Origin of the sequence: Microcoleus sp. SVA1B4, from assembly GCF_036700545.1 — a bacterium.
Lineage (GTDB): Bacteria > Cyanobacteriota > Cyanobacteriia > Cyanobacteriales > Microcoleaceae > Microcoleus.
In genome coordinates this window covers 214870-240317 of sequence record NZ_JAUBPB010000002.1, presented here as the reverse complement: position 1 = coordinate 240317, position 25448 = coordinate 214870, and the positions used below count along the sequence as shown (strand labels likewise).

Below are 25448 nucleotides of genomic sequence, written 5' to 3'. Positions count from 1 at the left end.
GATGGGCGTCCCGCCCGTCCTTTTTGGACGGGCGGGACGCCCATCCCACTTTAAAGAGTGGAAGTTATTTAATTCTCATTCCTAATTTAGGATTAGCGATCGCACGTCATGCGATTTGAAATTGGAAATTTGAGATTTGATATTTGAGATTGCTCGCACGGATGAGTCCGAGGGGTTGTGATTATGATGGGGAGCTTTTTTCACAGGTACACGGATGAATCCGGATGCTTGTGACAAAATTGCTTTTGGTCAAATAATAGTTGATAAACATTGGGAAAAAATTACAGTTAATTCTGTCCCTACCCAGGATGCAGAGTTTGCGATCGCTATCTTTGTCACATTATAAAATATAATAGAAGAGAATATTTTAATTTAACTTTTTTATAAGAAAGGGTTAACCAGTTATGGATGCGATCGCAAATTTGTCAGGTTATGAGATTACAGAGCAACTTTATGTAGGTACACGTACCCTAGTCTATCGAGGCATCCGTACCCGTGACGAATACCCAGTCGTCATCAAACTGCTGCGAAACGAATACCCCTCCTTCAACGAGATCGTCCAGTTTCGCAACCAATATACCATTGCCAAAAATCTCGACTTCCCTCACATCGTCAAACCCCTGACGCTGGAAGTATACCAGAATAGCTATGCCCTAGTAATGGAGGACTTTGGCGGAGTCTCCCTATCTACTTATCTCAAAACACCAACAAATCAAACCCAACCATCTCAAGCTTTACCTTTAGCAGAATTTCTCCAACTCGCCATACAACTAACAGACATTATTCACTATCTCTACCAAAACCGAGTCATTCACAAAGATATTAAACCCGCTAATATTCTCATTAATCCAGACACCCAAGAAATTCAACTAATTGACTTTAGTATTGCATCCCTCCTACCACGAGAAACCCAAGAAATTCAGAACCCTAATATTTTAGAAGGAACATTAGCCTATCTCTCCCCCGAACAAACAGGACGGATGAATCGAGGCATTGACTATCGTAGTGACTTTTATTCCCTGGGTGTGACTTTTTATGAATTGTTAACAGGACAGTTGCCATTTATCTCTGATGATCCGATGAAATTGGTGCATTGTCACCTCGCTAAACAGTCGAAACCGATCCATCAAATAAATCCAGAAGTTCCCATAATTTTATCAAAAATTGTCAGTAAGCTGATGGCGAAAAATGCCGAAAAACGCTATCAAAGTGCATTAGGACTCAAGCACGATTTAGAAAATTGTTTATTTCAGTTACAAAAAACAGCCAAAATTGAAGATTTTGAACTCGGAAAGCGAGATATTAGCGATCGCTTTACTATCCCCGAAAAGCTCTACGGTAGAGAAAAAGAAGTTGCTCAACTATTAGCTGCCTTTGAGCGAGTCAGCACAGGTAGCACCGAAATGATGCTAGTAGCAGGTTTTTCGGGAATTGGGAAAACCGCCGTTGTCAATGAAGTTCATAAACCCATTGTCCGTCAGCGCGGTTATTTTATCAAAGGCAAATACGATCAATTTCAACGCAACATCCCCTTCAGTGCCTTTGTGCAAGCCTTCCGCGACTTAATGGGTCAATTGCTATCAGAATCTGATACCGAACTGCAAACATGGAAAACCCAGATTTTAGCAGCAGTGGGAGATAACGGACAAGTCTTGATTGACGTGATTCCTGAGTTAGAACGCATAATTGGCGCTCAACCTCATGCAACAGAATTGTCAGGAAGTGCCTCCCAAAATCGCTTTAATCTGCTCATGCAGAAATTCGTGCAAGTTTTCACAAGCATTGAACATCCTTTAGTGATGTTTTTGGATGACTTGCAATGGGCGGATTCAGCTTCCCTGAATTTGCTACAATTATTGATGATGGATACAGGGTATTTATTAGTATTAGGAGCCTATCGAGATAATGAAGTTTCGCCAGTGCATCCATTTATTTTGACAGTGGATGAGATAGTAAAAACTGGGGCTACTGTGAATACGATTACTTTGCAACCGTTAAGCCAACCTGATATGAATTTGTTGGTGGCGGATACGCTGAATAGCGAATCATCTCTTGCCCAACCTTTGACAAAATTAGTATATCAAAAAACTCAGGGAAATCCTTTCTTTGCCACTCAGTTTCTCAAAGCACTACATGAGGAAAAGCTAATTAGCTTTAACTGGGATATTCGGCATTGGCAGTGTGATATTGCCCAAGTCAAAGCCTTAGCAATCACTGATGATGTCGTTGAATTCATGGCTTTGCAATTGCAGAAGTTGCCGCCAGCAACTCAGGAGGTTCTCAAATTAGCTGCTTGTATTGGATCGCAGTTTGATTTGAATACCTTAGTAATTGTCAGTGAGCAATCTGCTGCAATGACGGCTACGGCTTTATGGAAAGCATTGCAGGAAGGTTTAGTTATTCCCACAACCAAAATCTATAAGTTCTTTACCGAATCGGATAGTGATGAAATTTTCCAGGCTTCAGCTAATCCCACTTATCGATTTTTACACGATCGCGTCCAGCAAGCCGCATATTCCCTGATTCCCGATTCAGATAAAAAAGAAACTCATCTCAAAATCGGACAATTACTTCAGCAAAATTGTTCAAAAATAGAGCAAGAAGAAAAACTGTTTGATATTGTCGGACATTTGAATCGAGGAATTGAGTTAATTCCCCAACCGAGCGAACGAGAAGCATTAGCTAAACTGAACTTAGAAGCCGGTTGTAAAGCCAGAAATTCTACCGCCTACACAACAGCTAGAGTTTATCTGCAAACAGGCATTGATCTACTAACAGCCGACTGTTGGCAAAGCCAGTATGAATTAACCCTGAAACTATATGTTGCTGCTGCTGAAGCAGCCTATTTGAATGCTGACTTTGACAGCATGGAAGAGATTGCAGCACAAGTGTTGCAAGCAGCCCAGACAATCTTAGACAAAATCAAAATTTACGAAATTCAAATCGCCGCCCAGACAGCACAAAGCAAGTCACTAGAAGCCATTGCAGTAGCAAGAGATGCACTCTGGCAATTGGGGATTGAACTACCCAGTGCACCTGACGAAGCCTTGATTAGCCAAGCGCTACAAGCTGTTGCTAGCCAACTCCAAGGTAGACGGATTGAAGACCTAGCTAATCTGCCGATGATAACTGATGCCAAGGCTCAGGCTGCCATGCCACTGTTAGGAACGTTATATTCTCCCATCTTTCTGGGAATGCCCGGTTTGCTGCCCCTACTTAGCTCCAAGATGGTGAGTTTATCGCTCTCCTTTGGGAACACGCCAGCATCGACGGTGGGGTATGGCATTCACGGACTGGTGTTGTGTGCCTTTTTGGGAGAGGTGGAAACGGGGTATGCCTTTGGTAAATTGGCACTTTCATTGCTGGATAGGTTCAATGTCCGGGAATTCAAGTCCATGATTCTGAATCTATTTGGAGCCTTTATTCAGCATCGCAAAGAAGCAATGAGGGCTGTGATGCTGACGACGAAAGATAGCTATACGGCTGGCATGGAAACTGGCGATTTTCTAAGCGCTGGCTACAGCATGGTCACTTACAGCTATATGAACTTTTTCAGTGGAGTAGAACTGAGCAATTTGGAATCAGAAATAACAAGTTACAGCGCCGCCTTGGCTCAGGTAAAGCAATATTCGGCTCAGATTTATGTAGATATGGTGCGGCAGACGGTGAATAACTTAAAGGAAGTTGAGATTCTGTCGGATTGCTTAATCGGCCTAGCCTACGATGAAACAGTGATGATTCCCAAGCATAATCAGGATTATGAATTCACTGCCATCGCCGAGGTTTATATCTACAAACTGTTGCTTGCTTACTGCTTTGGTAACTACAAAGAGGCTAGCAATTACGTTAGCCAAGCCCAGCCCTATTTGATAGCAGTACCAGGATGTATTTTTATTCCCATTTTCCATTTCTATGCAGCCCTGACGCACTTGGCGCTTTTACCCACACAGCCAGAAATTGAGCAAGCTGATATTTTGGCATCTGTGGAAACCCATCAAACGACTCTGCACCAGTGGGCGCAAAATGCTCCCATGAATCATCTGCATAAGTGGTATTTAGTTGAAGCAGAAAGGCAGCGGGTTTTGGGTTACAAGGCAGATGCACTGGAAATGTACGATCGCGCGATCTCCCTCGCTAAAGAAAATCTCTTCCTCAACGAAGAAGCCCTCGCCAACGAACTCGCCGCCAAATTCTACCTAAAATGGGGCAAAGAAAAAGTAGCTCAAGCCTACATGATTGAAGCATATTATTGTTATGCCCGCTGGGGAGCTAAAGCCAAAATTGACGATTTGGAAAAACGTTATCCTCGCCTACTCGGTATTATCATTCAGCAAGCTCAAGCCTTTAGTTCATTAAAGGAAACGATCGCCCGCGGCACAATTACTTATAATACCAACTCTTCTAGCAGCAACTCTGAATTTCTCGATTTGCCTACTCTGATCAAAGCCTCTCAAGCCATTTCTGGGGAGATTGAACTAGATAAACTCCTGACTACTCTCCTAAAAATAGCGATCGCGAATGCTGGCGGTACTAAGTGTGTCTTATTGCTCAAACAAAAACAGTATTTACAGGTAGTGGCGCTTGTAGCAGAGGGACAGGAACCTGAGCTATTACCATCAATACCTCTAGAATTCAGTAAGGATGTAGCAATTAGTTTGGTTAACACTGTCAAGCGTAGTTTGAAACCTTTGGTAATAGTTGATGCTAGGGTAAGTTCCCAGGTTGGGAGCGATCGCTATATTGAACAGCACCAGCCGATCAGTGTTCTTTGTATTCCAATTCTTAATCAAGGGCAGTTGATAGGAGTTTTCTACCTGGAAAATAACCTGACGGTTGGGGCCTTTACGAGCGATCGCATTGAAGTGCTAAATTTGCTAGCTTCTCAAGCTGCTATTTCCTTAGAAAATGCCCGTTTGTATCAAGAATCTCAACAAGCATTCACAGCTCTCAAGCAGGCACAATTAACAATTGTTCAAAGCGAAAAAATGTCAGCATTGGGAAACTTAGTGGCTGGCGTGGCTCACGAAATTAATAATCCCGTTGGTTTTCTGGGTGGTAATATTCAACCAGCCTTAGATTATATCAAAGATTTGTTTGGATTGCTCGATTTGTATGAAGAAAAATATCCCCAACTCGATCCAGAGATTCGAGAGGAAATCGAGAACATCGATCTGGAATACATCCGGGAAGATTTACCGAAATTAGTAGGTTCGATGCGGGAAGGCGTGAAGCGGATTCGCGATATTAGTACCAGTCTAAGGACATTCTCCCGTGCCGATACTAACTATCCCGTAGCTTGCAATATCCACGATGGCATCGATAGCACCATTATGATCCTGAAACATCGCCTCAAGGCTAACGAAACTCGTCCAGAAATTCAAGTGATTAGGGAATACGGTAATTTGCCACCCGTGGAGTGTTATGCCGGACAGTTGAATCAAGTATTTATGAATTTGTTAGGTAATGCGATCGATGCTTTGGAGGAATCAAATCAAGGACGGAATTATGCAGAAATCGTCAACCAAATTATAATTAAAACCGACATTCTTTGGGATCAAAAGCAAGCGATACTTTGCATTAAAGATAACGGTTTCGGCATGAGTGAAGCAGTGCGAGAGAAGATTTTTGATGAGTTATTTACTACCAAGGAAGTAGGAAAAGGCACGGGGTTGGGATTGGCGATCGCACGGCAGATTGTAGTTGAGAAACACGGCGGTACAATCGAGGTAAATTCTGTATTAGGAGAAGGGACGGAGTTTACAATTTTATTGCCGATGAAAGGATAAGCATATCTTGATAGATCGCCATCTTTATCCTCAAAATAGAAAAAAATAAAAGCGGTAGAGTTGGTATGCTGGGGATTTCGCACGCAGTTCTATTTTTCTCAGACTTGACGAATAAAAGTGTATACTTAGTGGCAAGAGTCAATGTCTGAGATGGAGTAATCCAGATGAATGCAGTAGTGGATTTAACGAACCGAATTTCGGGATATCATCTGGGCGATCAATTATACTGCGGTTCGAGAACCCTAGTTTATCGAGCCATCCGAGAAACAGATCAGCTTCCGGTTGTCATTAAACTATTAAATCGAGACTATCCCAGCTTCAGCGAACTGCTGCAATTCCGCAACCAGTACACCATCGCCAAAAACCTAAGTCTGCCGGGAGTCGTTGAACCCTACAATTTGGAATCCTATCGCCACAGCTATGCCCTAGTAATGGAGGATTTTGGCGGTATTTCTCTGCGAGACTACGCCCAAGAGCACTCGCTGACTCTAGCAGAAGTATTGGAAATTGCCATTCAAATAACTGACATCCTTGACGGACTATACCGAAACCGAGTCATCCACAAAGATATTAAGCCAGCTAACATCCTAATACATCCCGAAACTAAACAAATTAAACTCATAGACTTTAGCATCGCCTCCCTACTGCCGAGAGAAACTCAAGAAATTCAAAATCCCAACGTTTTAGAAGGAACCCTCGCCTATATTTCTCCCGAACAAACTGGACGAATGAACCGAGGTATCGACTACCGCACTGACTTTTATTCTCTGGGGGTCACATTTTACGAATTGCTGACAGGAAAACTGCCATTTGAATGTGAAGATCCGATGGAGTTGGTTCACTGCCATATTGCCAAACAACCTCCGGTAATCAACAGCAAAGAAATCCCGCAGGTGGTTTCGGATATTGTCATGAAGCTGATGGCAAAAAATGCCGAAAAACGCTATCAAAGTGCCTTGGGGTTGAAACATGACTTAGAACGATGTTTGCAGCAGTGCCAAGAAACTGGAAAGATTGAAACTTTTGAGTTAGGAATGCGGGATGTCTGCGATCGCTTCCTGATTCCTGAAAAGCTTTATGGTCGTGAAACTGAAGTAAAAACCCTATTGAGTGCCTTCGATCGCGTGGCAAGTGGGACATCCGAATTAATGCTAGTCGCTGGGTTCTCCGGGATTGGAAAAACGGCTGTAGTCAACGAGGTACATAAACCGATTGTCCGGCAGCGGGGCTATTTCATCAAAGGCAAATTCGATCAGTTTAACCGCAACATTCCCTTCTCGGCATTTGTCCAGGCATTCCGCGATTTTATGGCACAATTACTCAGTGAAAGTGATGCCAAACTCAAGGCGTGGAAAAATAAGATTTTAGAAGCGGTTGGGGAAAACGGACAAGTAATTATTGAAATCATCCCCGAATTAGAAAAAATTATTGGTCAACAGCCAGCCGCCATTGAATTATCAGGAACTGCAGCCCAGAATCGCTTTAATTTATTATTTCAAAAATTTACTAAAGTCTTTACCAGCTTAGAACATCCATTCGTAATTTTTTTAGATGATTTGCAATGGGCCGATTCAGCATCACTAAAGTTAATGCAGGTCTTAATGGGTGATACAGGTCATCTTTTATTAATTGGTGCGTATCGTGATAACGAAGTCCACCCAGCGCATCCATTAATGTTAACTTTGAGTGAGATTCAAAAAACACCAGCAACGATTAATAGGATTACTTTAGCAGCACTCAATAAATTCACAGTAAATCAATTAGTTGCTGATACCCTTAGATGTACTGAAAGTTTGGCATGGACTCTTTCTGGATTGATTTATCGAAAAACTCAAGGAAATCCGTTTTTTGCGACTCAATTTCTCAAGGCATTACATCAAGATAAATGGATTTATTTTGACTGTAAAGAGGGTTGTTGGCAATGTGATATCGCACAAGTAAATCAGCTTGTTTTTACAGATAATATTGTTAGCTTTATGGCCTTGCAATTAGGAAAATTGCCTCCCTCAACTCAACAGGTGTTACAGCTAGCTGCTTGTATTGGAAATCAGTTTGATCTGGCGACTTTGGCGATGGTTTCTGAACAATCCCAAACCGAAGTGGCTGCAAGTTTATGGAAAGCCTTGCAGGAAGGTTTGATTTTACCCCAAAGTGAAGTTTATAAGTTTTATGTTGGGGAAGAACATCAACCTGTTGACCAAGAAAATTCTGAGATTGTTGCATATAGATTTTTACATGACCGGGTGCAACAAGCGGCATACTCCCTAATCCCCGCCGATGAAAAACAAACCGTTCACCTGAAGATTGGACAGTTACTCCTGAGTAACACCCTCGAAAGCAACCGGGAAGAACGCATTTTTGAAATCGTCAGTCAACTCAATGTTGCGGCTGAATCAATCGCCCAATCCGCAGAACGTCAAACATTGGCGCAATTTAATTTGATGGCAAGTCGCAAGGCAAAAGCAGCGATCGCCTATACTGCCGCCTGCAAATATGCCGAAGTGGGCATTGGGTTACTCACTCAAAACAGTTGGCAGTATCAGTATGAGTTGACGCTAGCACTCTATCAAGTCGCCACAGAAGCCGCCTATCTGAGCGGTGATTTAGAGCAAATGGCAGCCCAGGCCCGCCTTGTCCTGAAGCACGCCAAAAGCCCATTAGATCAAATCAGCGTTTATGAAGTGAAGATTGAGGCATTCACGGCTCAAGGTCATTTTACTCAAGCGATCGCGGCGGCACTTGCCATCTTAAAGCAATTGGGAGTGGAACTGCCCGCAGCCCCTACCCAGGAAGATGTGGCGGCTGCCTTTAGTACCGTCTCCGATGCGATTGGAGAGCGTTTACCTGGTGAGTTACTCAACCTCAGCGAAGCAAGGGATGTGAACATCCTGGCAGCGGCTCGAATTTTGACATCGGCAGCACCGGGCGCTTATCTTTCTCAGCCACTGTTGTATTTACTGGTGATTTTAAAAAAGGTTTATCTGTCCGTCGTGTATGGCAATGAGTCAACCTCGACCTTTAGTTATGCCTCTTATGGGATATTGATGTGTGGTGTGTTCGGAAAGGTTGAATTAGGTTATGAATTCGGTCAGTTAGCCCTCGACCTGCTATCACGTTATCAAAATTCCGAATTGAAGGGGAAAACTTTATCCCTAGTCTATGTGTACACAAGGCATTGGAAAATGCACCTGCGTGAGACATTACACCCCTTGCAGATGGCTTATTGTAGTTGTTTAGATGTAGGCGATTTGGCTTTCGCGGGCTACTGTGCCTATAACTACGGTTTTTACTCCTATTTTGCAGGGCAGAATTTAACGCAACTGGAGTCGGAAGTTGCCGGATATTGTGAATCGCTCAAGCACCTCAAGCAAAATCTAACTCTGACTTATTCCCAGTTGAATCGACAAATTTTGCTGAATTTAATGGGGGATGCAGATAACGTGGTGGTGTTGAGCGGTGCAGCGTACAATGAACAGCATCAACTTCCATTACATGAAACAGTGGGCGATCGCACCGGATTAGCATTGCTGTGGATTAACAAACTGATTGTGTCCTATCTGTTTTCAGAGTTTGAAGAAGCTGTAGAACAGGCTGGGCAGGCAAGACAGTATTTGGATGCTGTCCTTGCTTTTTTATATGTACCAATCTTTCATTTTTATGAGTCTTTAGTCCAGTTAGCATGGTTTGGCCAATTTTCCGATCCAGAAGAGCAGCAAATGAAAGAATGCGTCGCTGCTAACCAAGAAAAACTAAAATACTGGGCAACTTATGCGCCGATGAATTTTTTGCACAAATTTCATTTAGTCGAGGCGGAACGAGAGCGAGTACAAGGTAATAAAGCTGAGGCCTTAGAGTTATACGATCGCGCGATCGCAGGAGCCAAAGAAAACGAATACCTCCAAGAAGAAGCGTTAGCAAACGAATTAGCTGCAAAATTCTACCTAGATTGGGGAAAAGAAAAAGTTGCCGCCAGCTATATGCAGGAATCATATTACTGTTATGCCCGTTGGGGAGCTAAAGCCAAAGTTGAACACCTAGAACAAAGCTATCCCCAATTACTTCATCCCATCCTGAATCAGCCGAAACTTCGCTTTAATCCTCTAGAGACGTTGGTAACGATTAGCCAGTCTTCGCACACTTCCACCACCAGCAGCACCAGTATTTCCGATGCCCTTGATTTCGCATCTATTGTGCAAGCTGCTCAAGCTTTATCGAGTAAAATTCATATTGATGAATTACTCGATACCCTCAATCAAATTATTTTGAAAACTTCGGGCGCAGAAACTTGTGCTTTGCTACTCCCCCATCGGGATGAATGGCAAATCCGCGCCATAACTCACATCAATCCAGATAATGAGTTACCCACAACCTTACTGCAAACCCAATCTATCGATGGCTCGGAGATGATTCCGCTCAAGCTGGTTTATTATGTCAAACACACCCTGGAAACTGTGGTTATTGAAGGTGGCAAGACCGATATTCCGGGGTTAATGAATGACTGTACGCTCCAGTATCACTCTCAGAGTATGCTATGTACTCCGATTCTCGATCGCGGGAACTTAGTTGCGATACTTTATCTCGAACATAGCTCGACGAAAGGAGTGTTTACTCGCGATCGTCTCCTCATCCTCCACTTCCTCTGCACTCAGGCTGCCATTTCCTTAGAAAATGCGCGATTGTATCAGCAAGCGCAGGACTACGCCCACCAGGTTGAACAATCACAATTGCAATTAGTGCAGAGCGAAAAAATGTCGGCTTTGGGCAATTTAGTGGCCGGGGTTGCCCATGAAATTAATAATCCCGTGGGATTTATTTCTGGCAATATTCATGAAGCGATCGCCGCCGTCAAAGATATTACAGAATACTTGCAGCTATATCAAGAAAAATTTCCCAGTCCCGGTGAGGAGATTGAAGAAAAAGCTGAAGAGATCGATATCCAATATCTTTTAGAAGATTTACCAAAAATGTTGCATTCTATGCAAGTCGGGTGCGATCGCATTCAAGGTATCAGCACCAGTCTTCGTACCTTCTCCCGATCCGACAAAGATTACAAAGTTCCTTTCAATATTCATGACGGAATTAACAGTACGATTTTGATTCTCAAACACAGATTGAAAGCGAACGAACAGCGTCCAGCCATTGAAGTTGTGAAAGAGTACGGGAACTTGCCCTCTGTCGATTGCTTCCCCGGACAACTAAATCAGGTGTTTATGAATATATTGGCAAATGCCATTGATGCGCTGGAAGAATATTATCGGGAACCGAGTTTAGATAAGATTAAAACCCCAGCCCATTGCATCACGATTCGGACAGAAAGACAGTCTTCTGAGTGGGTGAGTATTCGCATTTATGACAACGGAACAGGCATAGCAGATGAGATAAAAGGTCATATTTTTGACCACTTATTTACAACTAAAGGTGTGGGTAAAGGCACGGGGTTAGGATTGGCGATCGCACGGCAGATTGTAGTTGAGAAACACGGCGGTACAATCGAGGTAAATTCTGTATTGGGAGAAGGGACGGAGTTTACAATTTTATTGCCTACAAACGGATGAAGTTAATTATGCGATCGCCGCCTTTAACCCTTACACATAGAGGCGCACATTAATTTTTAGCAGTCACTATTTGAGATGAGGAGAGCCAAAATGAATGCAGGTATAGATTTAACCAGTCCAATTGCCGGATACCGTCTAATCGAGCAACTGTACAGTGGTTCTAAAACCCTGGTTTACCGAGCTTTTCGAGAAATCGATCTGCTTCCCGTTGTCATTAAACTATTCAATAGAGACTATCCCAGTTTCAGCGAACTGCTGCAATTTCGCAACCAGTATACCATCGCAAAAAATTTACGTCTGCCGGGAGTCGTTGAACCTTACTGTCTGGAATCCTACCACCACAGCTATGCCCTAGTGATGGAGGATTTTGGCGGCATTTCTCTATGGCAATACGCCCAAGATAGATGCCGAAGACGGATCGGTGAAGCACCTACGCTGACTTTAGCAGAAATATTGGAAATTGCCATTCAAATAACTGACATCCTTGACGGACTATACCGAAACCGAGTCATTCACAAAGATATTAAGCCAGCTAACATCCTCATACATCCCGAAACTAAACAAATTAAACTCATAGACTTTAGCATCGCCTCCTTACTGCCAAGAGAAACTCAAGAAATTCAAAATCCCAACGTTTTAGAAGGAACCCTCGCCTATATTTCTCCCGAACAAACTGGACGAATGAACCGAGGTATCGACTACCGCACTGACTTTTATTCTCTGGGGGTCACATTTTACGAATTGCTGACAGGAAAACTGCCATTTGAATGTGAAGATCCGATGGAGTTGGTTCACTGCCATATTGCCAAACAACCTCCGGCAATAAACAGCAAAGAAATCCCGCAGGTGGTTTCGGATATTGTCATGAAGCTGATGGCAAAAAATGCCGAAAAACGCTATCAAAGTGCCTTGGGGTTGAAACATGACTTAGAACGATGTTTGCAGCAGTGCCAAGAAACTGGAAAGATTGAAACTTTTGAGTTAGGAATGCGGGATGTCTGCGATCGCTTCCTGATTCCCGACAAAATCTATGGACGAGAAACCGAAGTAACAACGCTCATACAAGCCTTTGAAAGAGTCAGCAAAGGTGCAACAGAAATAATGCTCGTTGCGGGTTTTTCAGGAATTGGCAAAACTGCCGTTGTCAACGAAGTTCATAAACCCATTGTGCGGGAACGGGGTTATTTTATTAAAGGAAAATACGATCAATTTCATCGCAACATTCCCTTCAGCGCCTTTGTGCAAGCATTCCGCGATTTAATTGGGCAATTGCTATCCGAATCAGATTGGCAATTAGAAACATGGAAAAGCCATATATTAACTGCATTAGGAGACAATGGACAAGTCTTAATTGACGTAATTCCTGAGTTAGAAAATATTATCGGTAAACAGCCAGCCGCCCTTGAATTATCGGGAACTGCCGCCCAAAATCGCTTTAATCTCCTATTGCCCAAATTTGTGCAAGTATTTACCAGTAAAGAACATCCATTAGTCATGTTTTTAGATGACTTGCAATGGGCAGATTCCGCATCACTTAACTTGCTGAACTTATTGATGCAAGAGGCTGGGTATCTATTAATATTAGGTGCTTATCGAGATAATGAAGTCTCCCCCGTACATCCATTTATTTTAACAGTGGATGAAATTGTTAAAACTAGGGCAACGGTGAATACAATTACTTTGCCACCCTTAAGGGAACCTGATATGAATCAGTTAGTGGCAGATACACTGAATTGTGAATTATCCCTAGCCGCTCCTTTAACAAAATTAGTGTTTCAAAAAACTCAAGGTAATCCTTTTTTTGCGACTCAGTTTATCAAAGCATTACATGATGACAAGTTAATTAGCTTTGATTGCAAAAATCAATATTGGCAATGCGATATTGCCCAAGTGAAGGCCTTAGCAATTACGGATAATGTGGTTGAATTCATGGCATTGCAATTACAGAAATTGCCCCGAGGAACTCAGGATAGTCTCAAACTAGCGGCTTGTATTGGGGCGCACTTTGATTTGAATACCTTAGCAATTGTCAGTGAGAAATCAGCCGACAGTAGCGCCACAGCTTTATGGAAAGCCTTGCAAGAAGGTTTGGTAATTCCTACTACCGAAATTTATAAGTTCTATACCCAATCTGATAGTGAAGAAGTTTTCAATGATTCCGCCAATCCGACTTATCGATTTTTACACGATCGCGTCCAACAAGCGGCTTATTCATTGATTCCTGACGAGCAAAAACAGCAGACTCATTACCATATTGGGAAACTACTCCAACAAAACTTATCAGAAATAGAAAAAGAGGAAAAGCTGTTTGATATTGTCGGGCATTTGAATTTAGGAATTGAGTTCATGACTCAAGCTGAGGAACGGGAAGCCTTAGCCAGATTGAACTTAGCAGCCGGACAGAAAGCCAGAAATTCTACAGCCTATACAAGCGCCAGAAGTTTTGTGAAAACAGGGCTGGAGTTACTCACTGAAAACTGTTGGGAAACTCAGTATGAATTAACCCTGAATCTTTATGTGGCTGCGGCTGAGAATGCCTACTTAAATGCCGATTTTAATGGCATGGAAGAAATGGCAGCTCAGGTTTTGCGATCGGCCAAAACAATACTAGATAAAGTCAAGATATTTGAGATTCAAATCAACGCACTGACAACTCAGAGTCAGATGTTAGAAGCGATCGCGATCGGCACTAATGCCCTAGCACAATTGGGGATTGAACTCCCCTATGAAACTGACGAAGCCTTGACACGCATTGCATTACAAAACCTTGCCAACCAACTGGAGGGCAAACAGATTGAGGAACTGGTTAACCTTCCCGTAATGAGCGATCCTCGGACAATCGCGGCGATGCAATTGTTAGGCATCTTGTTTCCGGCTATTTTTATGGGAAATCCTGCCTTGCAGCCTCTGCTTTGTGCCACAATGGTCAGTCTATCACTTGAATTTGGCAATGCACCAGCATCAACAATCGGGTATGTGGGTTATGGCATTGTGCTGTCTGGTTTTTTCTCAGAAGTAGAGAAAGGTTATCGCTTTGGGCGAGTAGCACTCAGCTTACTCAATCAGTTGAATTGGCCAGAATTTAAATGTATCACTTTACTTTGGTTTGGCTGTTTTATTCAGCATCGTCAAGAACCACTGAGGGCAGGAATCCCAACTGCGAAAGAAGGCTATTTAGTCGGAATGGAAACAGGTGATTTTCTGAATGCTGGTTACTGCGTCAGTAGTTATTTATATAATAATTTTTTTTCGGGAGTAGAGCTTGATGATTGGCACGCAGAAATAGAAAATTACTGTGTTGTCTTAGCGACTGTGAAGCAATATTCTCCTATGGTTTACCTGAAGCTGGCACAACAGGCGGTGCATAACTTGAGCGAAATTGTCAAGCAACCGGATTTGTTAATCGGTGAGGCTTATGATGAAAAGGTGATGTTTCCTCAGCACAATCAGAATAGTGAGCTTACTGCACTCGCTCTTGCCTATAACTACAAACTAATGCTTGCCTATCTCTTTGGCAATTACACCAACGCCCTAGACTACATTGCCCAAGCAAGCCTTTATTTGAAGGTAGCGGCAGCAATGATTCATACTCCGGTTTTCCATTTCTATGCAGGGTTAACCTACTTGGCACTCTGCTCTAGGCAGTCAGAAATTGAGCAAGGGAACACTCTCGCTTTGGCAGAAACCCATCAAACCACTCTGGCTCAATGGGCAAACCCTGCCCCGATGAATCACCAACATAAAGTTAACTTAGTAGAAGCAGAAAAATGCCGAGTTTTAGGCAAGAATTACGAAGCTGGAGATTGGTACGATCGCGCCATTTCAGGAGCCAAAGAAAATGGTTATATCCAAGAAGAAGCTTTAGGCAACGAACTAGCTGCAAAATTCTACTTAGATTGGGGGAAAGAAAAAGTTTCACAATCTTACATGATTGAGGCGTATTACTGTTATTCTCGTTGGGGTGCAAAGGCTAAAGTCGCTTATTTAGAACAACACTATCCACAACTACTGAAAGCTATTCTTCAACCTACTAAATTTGTCATCCCCTCTGGAAAAACTATCAACCAGACCAGGATGGGAAGCCTAACTAGCGTCAGTAGTAGCGAGAATTTATGGTTAGATTTTCCAGCAGTAATGATGGCGGCACAAGCCATTTCACAAGAAATTGAATTAGAGAAACTGTTAGCCACTTTGATGCAGATTATGCTTGCGAATGGAGGATCACAAATCGGTTGTTTAGTGCTTCTCCAAGACCGACAATGGTTAGTCGTCGCTCAAGCCGCACAAAAGCAGACAAAAATATTAGAAGTTCCTCTGGAACAATATCAGGAAATTCCTCAGAGTTTGATTTATGCGGTGGCACGAACTCAAGCGACGGCTGTTTTTGACAATTTAAGTAAAGCCGACAAATTTGCAGGCGATCGCTATATTATCGCTCATCAACCTCAATCAGTTTTATGTACTCCAATTATTCGGCAAGGAAAACTCGTCGGTATTGTGTACTTAGAAAATAACTTAACAGTGGGAGCATTTACTAATGAGCGAGTAGAAATTCTCCAGATGCTCGCAGCTCAAGCGGCGAGCTCTATTGATAATGCTCGTTTATATAAACAAATAGAGAACTATTCCCAAAGCTTAGAAGCAGAAGTAGCGCAAAAAACGGAAGATTTAAGGCAAAAAGCTTTTGATTTAGAGCAAGCATTTAAAAACTTACAACAAACCCAAGCACAATTAATTCAGAGCGAAAAAATGTCATCTCTCGGTCAACTGGTAGCTGGGATTGCTCACGAAATCAATAATCCGGTAACATTTATTCGTAGTAATCTCGCACATACAGAGCATTATGTCAAAGATTTGCTTATTTTACTTGATATTTATCAACAAGAGTATCCTGAACCCAGTGGAGTAATTAAAGCGAAAATAGAAGAAATGGATTTAGAATTTATCTGGGAAGATTTAATTAAAATTCTGGAATCTATGAAAGCAGGGAGCGATCGCATTAGCCAAATTATCCTGAGTTTGCGTAACTTTTCCCGCTTAGATGAAGCCGACATGAAAGCAGTAGATTTACATACCGGAATTGAAAGCACTTTGCTAATTTTACAAACTCGCTTAAGACTGAGCGATGGCCAATCAGAAATACAAGTTATTAAAGAGTATGGAAATCTGCCCAAGGTCATTTGTTATGCTAGTGAGATAAATCAAGTATTTCTGAGTATTATCAGTAACGCTATTGATGCTCTTCAATCAATTGATACAACAGACAAAAGTCCTGCCATCACGATTCAGACTGAAGTTATAGAAAAAGACAGGGTTACAATTAAAATAACTGATAATGGTGCCGGTATTCCGGCGAATATTCAATCCCGAATATTCGATCCATTTTTTACAACTAAACCAGTGGGTAGCGGTACTGGTTTGGGTTTATCTGTTAGCTATGGTATTGTCAAAAAACATGGGGGAAAATTAACGTGTAATTCGAGAGTTGGAGATGGTACAGAGTTAGCGATCGAGATTCCTATCAGGTATATTAGAACCTAAAGAAGCTTCTTAGGAATGAGAATTAAATAACTTCCACTCTTGAAAGTGGGAGGGGCCTAAGAGCCCGTCCACTCATGACGGGCTCTTAGGCCCATCCCACAATAACAATTAAAATTGTAAGTTATTTAATTCGCGATCCTTACTCCTACACCCGTTGGGAGGTCAAACAAAAAATATTCGATCATTTATTGACGACGAAAGCGGTAGGGAAAGGAACGGGATTAGGATTGGCGCACGGCTGATTGTAGTTGAGAAACACTTTAGTATGCTAGAAGTCAACTCAACTTTAGATCGCGGTACAGAATTTATAATTTCACTGCCATGTTGAACATTACCTGGGTAATTTATAGCCAATTTTGGGATTTTTATTGAAAATTGAAAGTTTTTTAGGCCCTACTTTACAATTTATAGTGAGCGATAAATTTTGCCAAATTCTTGAGACTTGCGTCGGACTAATTCAGAAAGGAATCTCGATCGCAAATTCCGTACCTTCTCCTACGGTGGAACGGCAGCTCAAGGCTCCGGCGTGTTTTTCCGCGACAATTCGGTAACTGATGGCTAACCCTAAACCAGTGCCTTTTCCCATCGGTTTTGTCGTGAAAAACGGGTCAAATAATCTGCTCCGCACGTCTTCTGTCATGCCGATCGCATTATCGGAAATGCGAATACAAATACTATTTTCGTTCAGGGCTTCTGTGCGAATGCTAATAGTTGGTTCCCAATCGTCGCCGCCGGCTGCCGCTCGCCTTTTTTGGTTGCAAGCATCTTCCAATGCGTCAATACTGTTGCTCAGCAGGTTCATAAATACCTGATTTAGCTGACCTGCATAACATTCTATTAAGGGGAGTTTACCGTAATCTTTGATTACTTTAATTTCTGGATAGTCGCCTCTGGCGCGCAGTTTGTTGTGTAAAATTAGGAGCGTATTGTCTATGCCTTCATGAAGGTTGGTAGGCTTTTTTACTGAGTCGTCTAAACGCGAGAAATTTCGCAAGCTCAGAACTATTTCGCGAATGCGATCGGCTCCCATTTTCATCGAAGATAATATTTTCAGTAAATCTTCTCTCAGAAATTCTAAATCGATATTGTCAATACATTCTTGAACTTCTACCAGCGGCTGAGGATAGTGTTTTTGGTAAAGTTCCACAAGCTGCAACAAGTCTCTGATATATTGGCTGGCGTAGGAAATATTGCCGTAGATAAAACTGACAGGGTTATTAATTTCGTGAGCTACTCCAGCTACCATTTGACCGAGACTTGACATTTTTTCGGTATGAATTAGATGAGCTTGAGTTTCTCGGAGTTCTTTGAGAGCGATTTCTAGCTGCTGAGCTCTGTTGTTGGCGATCGCCTCGGAGAGGCGCAAAGCATCCTCCGCTGCTTTGCGCTCTGTGATGTCAAAAATGGCGCCGTTGAGGGATAAAACTTTACCGTCTGGGTTGAAAAGGGCTTGACCTTTCTCTGCAACCCACCGCACATTTCCGTCGCAGTGAATTAGGCGATATTCGATGATGTAAGGTTGTTTTGTCTTAATAGCCCGATCGATAATTGTCTCGATTTGCTCCACGTCATCGGGATGAACTATACTCGGAAAAGCCTGCACCGGTTTTTGCATAAAGTTAGCTGCCGGATAGCCGGAAATAGCTTCGATGCCACTGCTGATAAAAGTTACGCTCGATCGCCCCGCAGCACTGCAGCGGTAAACCGCACCGGGAATGCTAGAAACTAATGACCTAAATTCTTCTTCCCTTTCTCGCAAAGCTGCCTCAATCCGCTTGCGTTCGCTAATGTCACGAGCAAACGCACACTGATATTCTTTGCCGTTAAATTCCAAATGGTTGATGGTAATTTCTACGGGAAAAATGCGACCGTACTTAGTGAGGTGGTGAACTTCAATATTAACCGAACCGCAGCGTTTTAAGACTTTCCAGTGCAAACTCCAAGCAGTTTGGGGAAAATCTGGATTGATGTCGTGCACGGTCATCGAGAGCAATTCTGCGGCAGAATATCCCAATGAAGTGCAAGCAGCGTCGTTGACGTACAAAAATTTACCGTCGGGCCCGATCCAGAATATCGCATCTGCCGATCGGTCGATCGCAAATTGAGTCAGTTGCAACTTTTCCTCAACCCGCTGGCGATCGGCAATTTCTTTTTCTAACTGTTCATTAAGCGAATTGAGAGCTAAAGTGCGATCGACAATAGTATCTAAAGGGTAAATATCGAGCAATTGTTTTGCCAATTCTCCTTTCTCGATATCATGTTCGGGCTGATTTTGTTCTACCTTTTTTAAAGACATTTGTTGAAATTTTTCTTTTTGATTGAAACCAGACTCGGCAAGTGCTTTCGGCATGAGGGCGAGGGCAGTTGCGGCTAAAAGCAAAGAAATCAAAGCAGTTGCTGCTTTGAGAGTTATCAACAGCCAATATATGGAATGCCAAAGCGTCCAAACTTCCGTCAATTTAGCCGCGCTCCAGGCAAAAAAAACAATGGCAAACAGCCGGAAAATCTTGCGCTGAGAACCTTGGCGGGTAAAATAAACTAACGATAGGGCGATCGAGCAATAAGCCAGTGCCGTCAGCGAGTCAAAAACAGCGTACAATCGCAACTCCGGCACCAGGTTGCAGGCGAGTCTAGAAGATACAGCAAGTGTGGAAAAAAAAATTGTTAATTGTTCTTGCATAAAGTTCAAGAAAAAAATTATCTGTACCAATGCAAATCGGATCAAATCTAATTATTTGATTTCGGCTAGTGAAATATTTACATAATTATATACTTTTTTCATTTTTTATGAAACAGCTATTTTTTCAGGAAATTTCAAAACTGTCGAGGTGGGGCCCTGGGAACGAAGCTTTTCCCAAGCATGAGCCATGCCGAGCGTCACGGCTCGCAACGTAAGCATTGCTCCCTGTGACGGAATACATAGGTTTGCCTACTGATTGCTTCAGAAACATTTAAATAGTTAACGATCGCTATTAAATTTTCTTTGAGATTACTTAAGCAGTGAGCCAGGGGTTTTTAACCCCTGGCTCACAGATGGACTAACAGACTTTTAAGGCAAAGAAAATCTCAATTTTTTCGCTGGAAATCCACAATTAAGCACCGCCCAGCGCCCAATGCACCAAAGTCCGAACACCAAAACCAGTAGCCCCAGGGCCATTATAGCCATTTTCTTTGTCAGTCCAAACCGGGCCGGCAATATCTAAATGCGCCCATGCAGTATCCTTTACAAACTGCTTCAAAAATAGCGCCGCCGTAATCGAACCGCCGGGACGTGGGCCAGTATTTTTCATGTCGGCGTGCAATGCTTTCAACCCCTCAAAATACTTCTCTTCCATCGGCATCCGCCAAAATTTTTCGCCGGCCAATTCTGAGGCGGCGACTATTTCGGCGGCGACGCTATCTTGAGGACTCCACAAACCCGCGATATCGTCGCCTAAAGCAATTACGCAGGCCCCGGTTAGAGTTGCTAAATCGACAATTGCGTCAACTCCCAATTTATCAGCAAATACCAAAGCATCAGCCAGGGTTAAACGACCTTCAGCGTCGGTATTGTTGACTTCAATTGTTTTGCCGTTGGAAGCTGTAAGAATGTCTCCAGGGCGCATGGCGCGGCCGCTGATCATGTTTTCTGTGACGGCGCTGATAAAGTGAACTTCCACATCGGGTTTGATGTGACCGATCGCCTTTGCCGCTCCCAAAGTAGCCGCAGCGCCGCCCATATCTACTTTCATCATTTCAATGCCGCTGCCCGCACCTTTGATGTTCAAACCCCCAGAATCAAAGGTCAATCCTTTGCCGACAATTGCTATTTTGCGACGCGGTGTGCCTTCGGGTTTGTAAGTTAAGTGGATGAATTTAGGCGGCAAATCAGACGCTAGTGCTACGCCTAGAAAGGCTCCCATTCCAAGTTTTTCGCAGTCTTCTCGCTCCAATATTTCTAATTCTAAACCGCATTCGGCAGCTAGACTTTGAGCAGTTTCTGCCATGGTAATCGGGGTGACAAAATTGGCCGGCGCTGCGACTAATTCCCGTGCTAAAATGACTCCGGCAGTGATTTGGCGGGCGCGGGCGATCGCACTTTCGGTACCTGCAAAACCGAGCAAATGAATTTGTTCGAGTTGCGGGCTTTTGTCTTCCTGTTCCGATTTGAAACGGTTGTCTTGATTCAAGGAGAGTTCTACACCTTCGGCGATGGCGCTTGCTGTAGAATCCGGCGCGTTTTTCCACACCGGAAAGCTAATTCCGAGGGTTTTGCATTTCTCTTTTTTGGCTAACTTGGCGCAAACGCCTGCAGCTTGCCGCACGGTGTCTAATTTTAAGTCCTCTGTTTTGCCCAAACCGACGATCGCAATTTTGCGAATGGGATTATTGCCGCCGACGCGGGTGATGGCGCTCGTGCCCACTTTGCCCTTAAAATCTACTTCCAGTAGCAGCTCTTTCAAAGTGCCTGCAAGCTTTTCATCTAATTGTGCCAGCTCGCCCGTGAGTTCCAAGCCGTCCTCAAATAGACCAATTGCCAGGGCGTCTCCCGTCCAAACAGAGCGGGGCGTATCGGTGACTAGAAATTCCATGTTTTGATTTACACTTTAGATTTTAGATTTTTGATTGTACTTTGCAGTGGGTGGTTTGTGGTTTTTCGTTGGTGCGGGTAAATAGATCGATCGCACAAATTCTCCGCTCCACATCAAAATAAATTCTGCTACTATATCAGCCAAGTCCGCCTGCGATCGGATCTTCCACCAATCTCAATCATCTGTTTGGGGGTTGGCTGTCCGTTTTTGCCCCACTCTTAACATTTATTTCTCGTTGAACAGGCATCCTGCCTGTGATGGCGTGGAACACCCATCCTGCCTGTGATGGCTTTTGACAAACGATGGTTCTCTATATCTTATTCTCTTAAATTTTCCCATGCTAAAACGACGCCGGGCCCGATTTTCTGTTTTAATCAGCGTTTCAGTTTGCGTTATTGCGATCGGCTCTTTGGTTGCTGCGATGAAATTGATGGGTTTGGGCTCATTCCAGAAGGCCGAGCAGCCCCTGGAGGCAGCGAATTCCGAATCGCAAGTCAAGATGCTGGTATCGCTGTCACCGAGCGAGCGATCGGCAAAATTAGTTGAACTCGCAGCTACTCAGTCTGCAAGTACAAACCCACAGCAGCAAATCTCCCCTCAAAGCCGCGCCCGCTACCTGCTTGCCAGCGATTTAATCCAGCAAGGAAATGCGGCCAAAGCATTAAAGTTATTGGACAAATTAGAGCAAGAATATCCGGTTTTAGCTGCTCACATTGCCTTAAAAAGGGCGCAAGCCTACCAATTAAGCGGCGACAAAGGCAAAACTCAAAAAGCTTGGGAGGAACTGCTCAAAAACTATCCGAGCGACCCGGTAGCAGCGGAAGCTTTATATGTTTTAGGCAAGTCAAAACCGGAATATTGGCAACAGGCAATTACTGAATTTCCCGCTCATCCCCGCAGCGTAGAAATTGCTCTCGGCAAGTTAAAAGAAAATCCCAATCAGCCGAAGTTGATGCTGCTCGTAGCAAAACACGGTCATTATGTCAAAGATTACGGGACAATTGTGGAACAACTGGTGCAGCGAAACAGCGCCTCTTTGAAACCGGAAGATTGGGAAGAAATTGCCTTTGGCTATTGGGAAAAACAAGATTATGGCAAAGGAGCTATTGCTTACGGGAAAGCTCCCCGCAACGCCAAAAATCTTTATCGCAAAGCTCGCGGTTTGTGGCTCGACGGAAAAATCCCGGAATCGAGAATTGCCTATCAAGAATTAGTGCGCGAGTTTCCCGATGCCGAAGATACTGGTTTGGGTTTAATTCGGCTATCGCGGCTGAGCGAACCGAAAGAAGCGATCGTTTTGCTCGATCGAGTTATTAGCAAATTCCCCAATTATGCCCCCGAAGCTTTGTTAGATAAATCGCAACTTCTCGACAAAGCACGCAGTGGTCAATCCGCCTCAGATACCCGCAAGTTGCTCTTGACAAAATACAATAATTCTGATAAAGCAGGCGAATTGCGGTGGACGATCGCCCAGCAGTTTGCCAAAGGCGGAGATTTAAAATCAGCTTGGCAGTGGGCGAGAGAATTAACCACCCACAATCCCGACAGCGAACAAGCTCCAGAAGCAGCATTTTGGGTCGGGAAATGGGCACAGCAACTCGGCCGCCAACAAGACGCCAAGACTGCATTTGACTACACGATCTTACGCTATCCAGAATCATATTTTGCATGGCGATCGGCTGTACTTCTTGGCTGGCCAGTCGGCGACTTTACCACAGTCCGAGATTTGTCTCCCAATGTAGTGCGGCCGCCTCAGCGCCCCGAACCAACTGCGGGTTCTCCTGCGTTGAAAGAACTCTATCAATTAGGTCAAGATAGGGATGCTTGGACCCTGTGGCAAGTAGAGTTTATCGACCGCGTAGAACCAAGTATTGCCGAACAGTTCACCGACGGTTTAATGCGAGTAGGAGTTGGAGATAACTTAGACGGTTTGTGGATGGTTGGTAGTTTGCGACAGCGCGAGAAACCAGATGATAGAACCCAATACCTCGAACTCAGACAGCAACCGATTTATTGGCAAGCACTTTATCCTTTTCCTTACTTAGAAACCATTGTCAAATGGTCGCAACAACGCAAAATAAATCCAGTATTAGTAACCGCATTAATCCGGCAAGAATCGCGGTTTATGCCCGCCATCAAATCATCAGTTGGCGCCACTGGTTTAATGCAAGTAATGCCGGAAACAGCAGCTTGGGTTGCCGCTCAAATCAGCCTCAAAAAGTATTCATTGGAGAATGTGGACGACAACGTTAAACTCGGTACGTGGTATTTGGATCACACTCACGACGAGTACAAGAATAACTCGATGTTAGCTGTGGCGAGTTACAATGCCGGGCCGAATGCAGTTGCAGATTGGTTGAAGAGGTTTAGTTTTAGTGACCCGGATGCTTTTGCGGAAAAGATTCCGTTTCCTGAAACGAAAGGATACGTGAAATCGGTGTTTGAGAATTACTGGAATTATCTGCGGATTTACAATCCAGAAGTTAATCAGTTAATGAGTGAGCATTATGCGGCTTCTCAGAAAAAAGCAAAGTGAATTATTCGTGGTGTGGGGGCGGGTTTATCTAAATTGTTGGTAATCGTTATATCTTTTTGGTGGAACCCGCCCCTACAAAATATGGTTTCGTAGGGGCGGGTTCCACCAACCATAATCGCCCCAAACAAACAATCTCAAAAACCCGCCCCCACCCAACAAACAATCATTATTTACATTGGGGAATTTAATGCCAATATCAGGTTAATGTGAAGTATTCGTGGTGTAGGGGCGGGTTCCACCAACCATAATCGCCCCAAACAAACAATTTCAAAAACCCGCCCCCACCCAACAAACAATCATCAGTAATTGACCGGAGATGATATCAGCGACATCCCAAGGAATCGCGAGTAGAAATCCCAGTTTGGGAATTAATCCCGGTGGCCTTTGTGCACAATTCTTTAACTTGTGATCCGTCCATAATTGCATCAGTAAAGTCAGCGCCGGTGATATCAGCTCCCTCAAAAGTAGAACGCAGCAAAATTGTTTCTGCTAATATGGCATCACTTAAATCTGCCTTAGTAAATTTAACTTGATCAATCATTGCATTAGTTAAATTTGCTCCATGCAAATTTGCCTGAGTCATCACCGAAGCGCTCATAATTGCTCCCCGCAAATCGGCATTAGAAAAATTAGTCAAGTCCATATTAGCGTTAGAAAACTCAGCGGCCCGCAGCATTTGACCAGAAAAATCGCGTCTTGTCAGTTCGGCGTTGCTAAAGGACAAGGGCGGAGCGTAATATTTAGATTGAGCTTGGGCTGGCCGCGGCAGGATGAAGATAGTTAGCGCGAATAGGAATGCTGCTAGTTGCCGGAGTTTCATAATTCTGATATTCTCGCAAGGTGGGTATTTCGTAGTGTATCCCGAACTTTGGTCGATCGACTAAACAGTTAAAATCTGAATTAATAGTGATGGAGATGGACAAAAAGATATGCTAAGTTTTTTCTTAACTTGGATAGTAGCAGCGGTTTCGCTGATCATTACCGCTAACATTGTACCAGGTATGGCGGTGGTTAGCTTTCCGGCGGCGATGCTGGCTGCTGTTGTTATCGGATTGGTGAACGCGGTTGTCAGACCGATTCTTACATTGATGACGCTTCCTTTGACCATTATTACTTTAGGTTTGTTTTTATTCGTTGTCAATGCAATTTCGCTTTCCCTGGCTTCCTGGTTAGCGAGTGTGTTCAGTATCGGCTTTGTGGTTAACGGTTTTTGGCCGGCTTTGGTGGGTTCCATTGTGTTGTCATTCGTTTCTGGGTTGATTGGTCGATTTGTGAATGCCAATACTTTGTCTCAGTAGTACATTATCCCAGATACTCCAGATATTCGATCGGGCAAACTGCAACGGCTACTGTTACCGCAGAACCCGCCCTAACCCCTCCTTGTGAAAGGGGGGGATTTTTGCTGCGAAATATTTGTTTAGGGACTAAAAGCCTTTGCTGGGCGGGCAAGATGCCCTCC

8 protein-coding genes are annotated in these 25448 nt (G+C 43.6%); 5 read left to right on the top strand and 3 right to left on the bottom strand.

The features are described from left to right. Positions 1 to 404 precede the first annotated feature (404 nt). The 3 genes from QT987_RS02090 to QT987_RS02080 all read left to right on the top strand — a co-directional run bounded on the left by QT987_RS02090 (position 405) and on the right by QT987_RS02080 (position 16882). Positions 405 to 5786 (top strand): AAA family ATPase, encoded by a 5382-nt coding sequence (locus tag QT987_RS02090; protein ID WP_333236841.1) that lies wholly within the window; start codon positions 405 to 407, stop codon positions 5784 to 5786. A gap of 164 nt (positions 5787 to 5950) precedes the next feature. After that, on the top strand, positions 5951 to 11341 hold the full coding sequence (locus tag QT987_RS02085) for an AAA family ATPase (RefSeq protein ID WP_333236838.1): 5391 nt from the start codon (positions 5951 to 5953) through the stop codon (positions 11339 to 11341). 90 nt (positions 11342 to 11431) lie between these two features. Further along, complete coding sequence (locus tag QT987_RS02080; RefSeq protein ID WP_333236836.1) at positions 11432 to 16882, top strand: AAA family ATPase; 5451 nt, start codon at positions 11432 to 11434, stop codon at positions 16880 to 16882. 457 nt (positions 16883 to 17339) lie between these two features. Here QT987_RS02080 and QT987_RS02075 read toward each other — a convergent pair whose 3' ends face one another. Together QT987_RS02075 and QT987_RS02070 are read right to left on the bottom strand one after the other, a co-directional pair. Further along, positions 17340 to 19562 carry a PAS domain S-box protein gene (locus tag QT987_RS02075; protein WP_333236834.1) on the bottom strand — a complete coding sequence of 741 codons (2223 nt, stop codon included), beginning with the start codon at positions 19560 to 19562 and terminating at the stop codon, positions 17340 to 17342. 412 nt (positions 19563 to 19974) lie between these two features. Next, on the bottom strand, positions 19975 to 21453 hold the full coding sequence (locus tag QT987_RS02070) for a leucyl aminopeptidase (RefSeq protein ID WP_333236832.1): 1479 nt from the start codon (positions 21451 to 21453) through the stop codon (positions 19975 to 19977). Positions 21454 to 21790: 337 nt separating this feature from the next. Here QT987_RS02070 and QT987_RS02065 point away from each other — a divergent pair, with 337 nt between their 5' ends. Next, complete coding sequence (locus QT987_RS02065; protein ID WP_333204278.1) at positions 21791 to 23989, top strand: transglycosylase SLT domain-containing protein; 2199 nt, start codon at positions 21791 to 21793, stop codon at positions 23987 to 23989. Positions 23990 to 24311: 322 nt separating this feature from the next. Here the strand turns inward: QT987_RS02065 and QT987_RS02060 are convergent, their stop codons facing one another. Then, the gene (locus QT987_RS02060; protein ID WP_333236830.1) at positions 24312 to 24809 is read right to left on the bottom strand and encodes a pentapeptide repeat-containing protein; all 498 of its coding nucleotides are present in this window, start codon (positions 24807 to 24809) and stop codon (positions 24312 to 24314) included. Between the two features lie 109 nt (positions 24810 to 24918). Here QT987_RS02060 and QT987_RS02055 point away from each other — a divergent pair, with 109 nt between their 5' ends. Then, on the top strand, positions 24919 to 25287 hold the full coding sequence (locus tag QT987_RS02055; protein ID WP_333056376.1) for a phage holin family protein: 369 nt from the start codon (positions 24919 to 24921) through the stop codon (positions 25285 to 25287). Positions 25288 to 25448 lie beyond the last annotated feature (161 nt).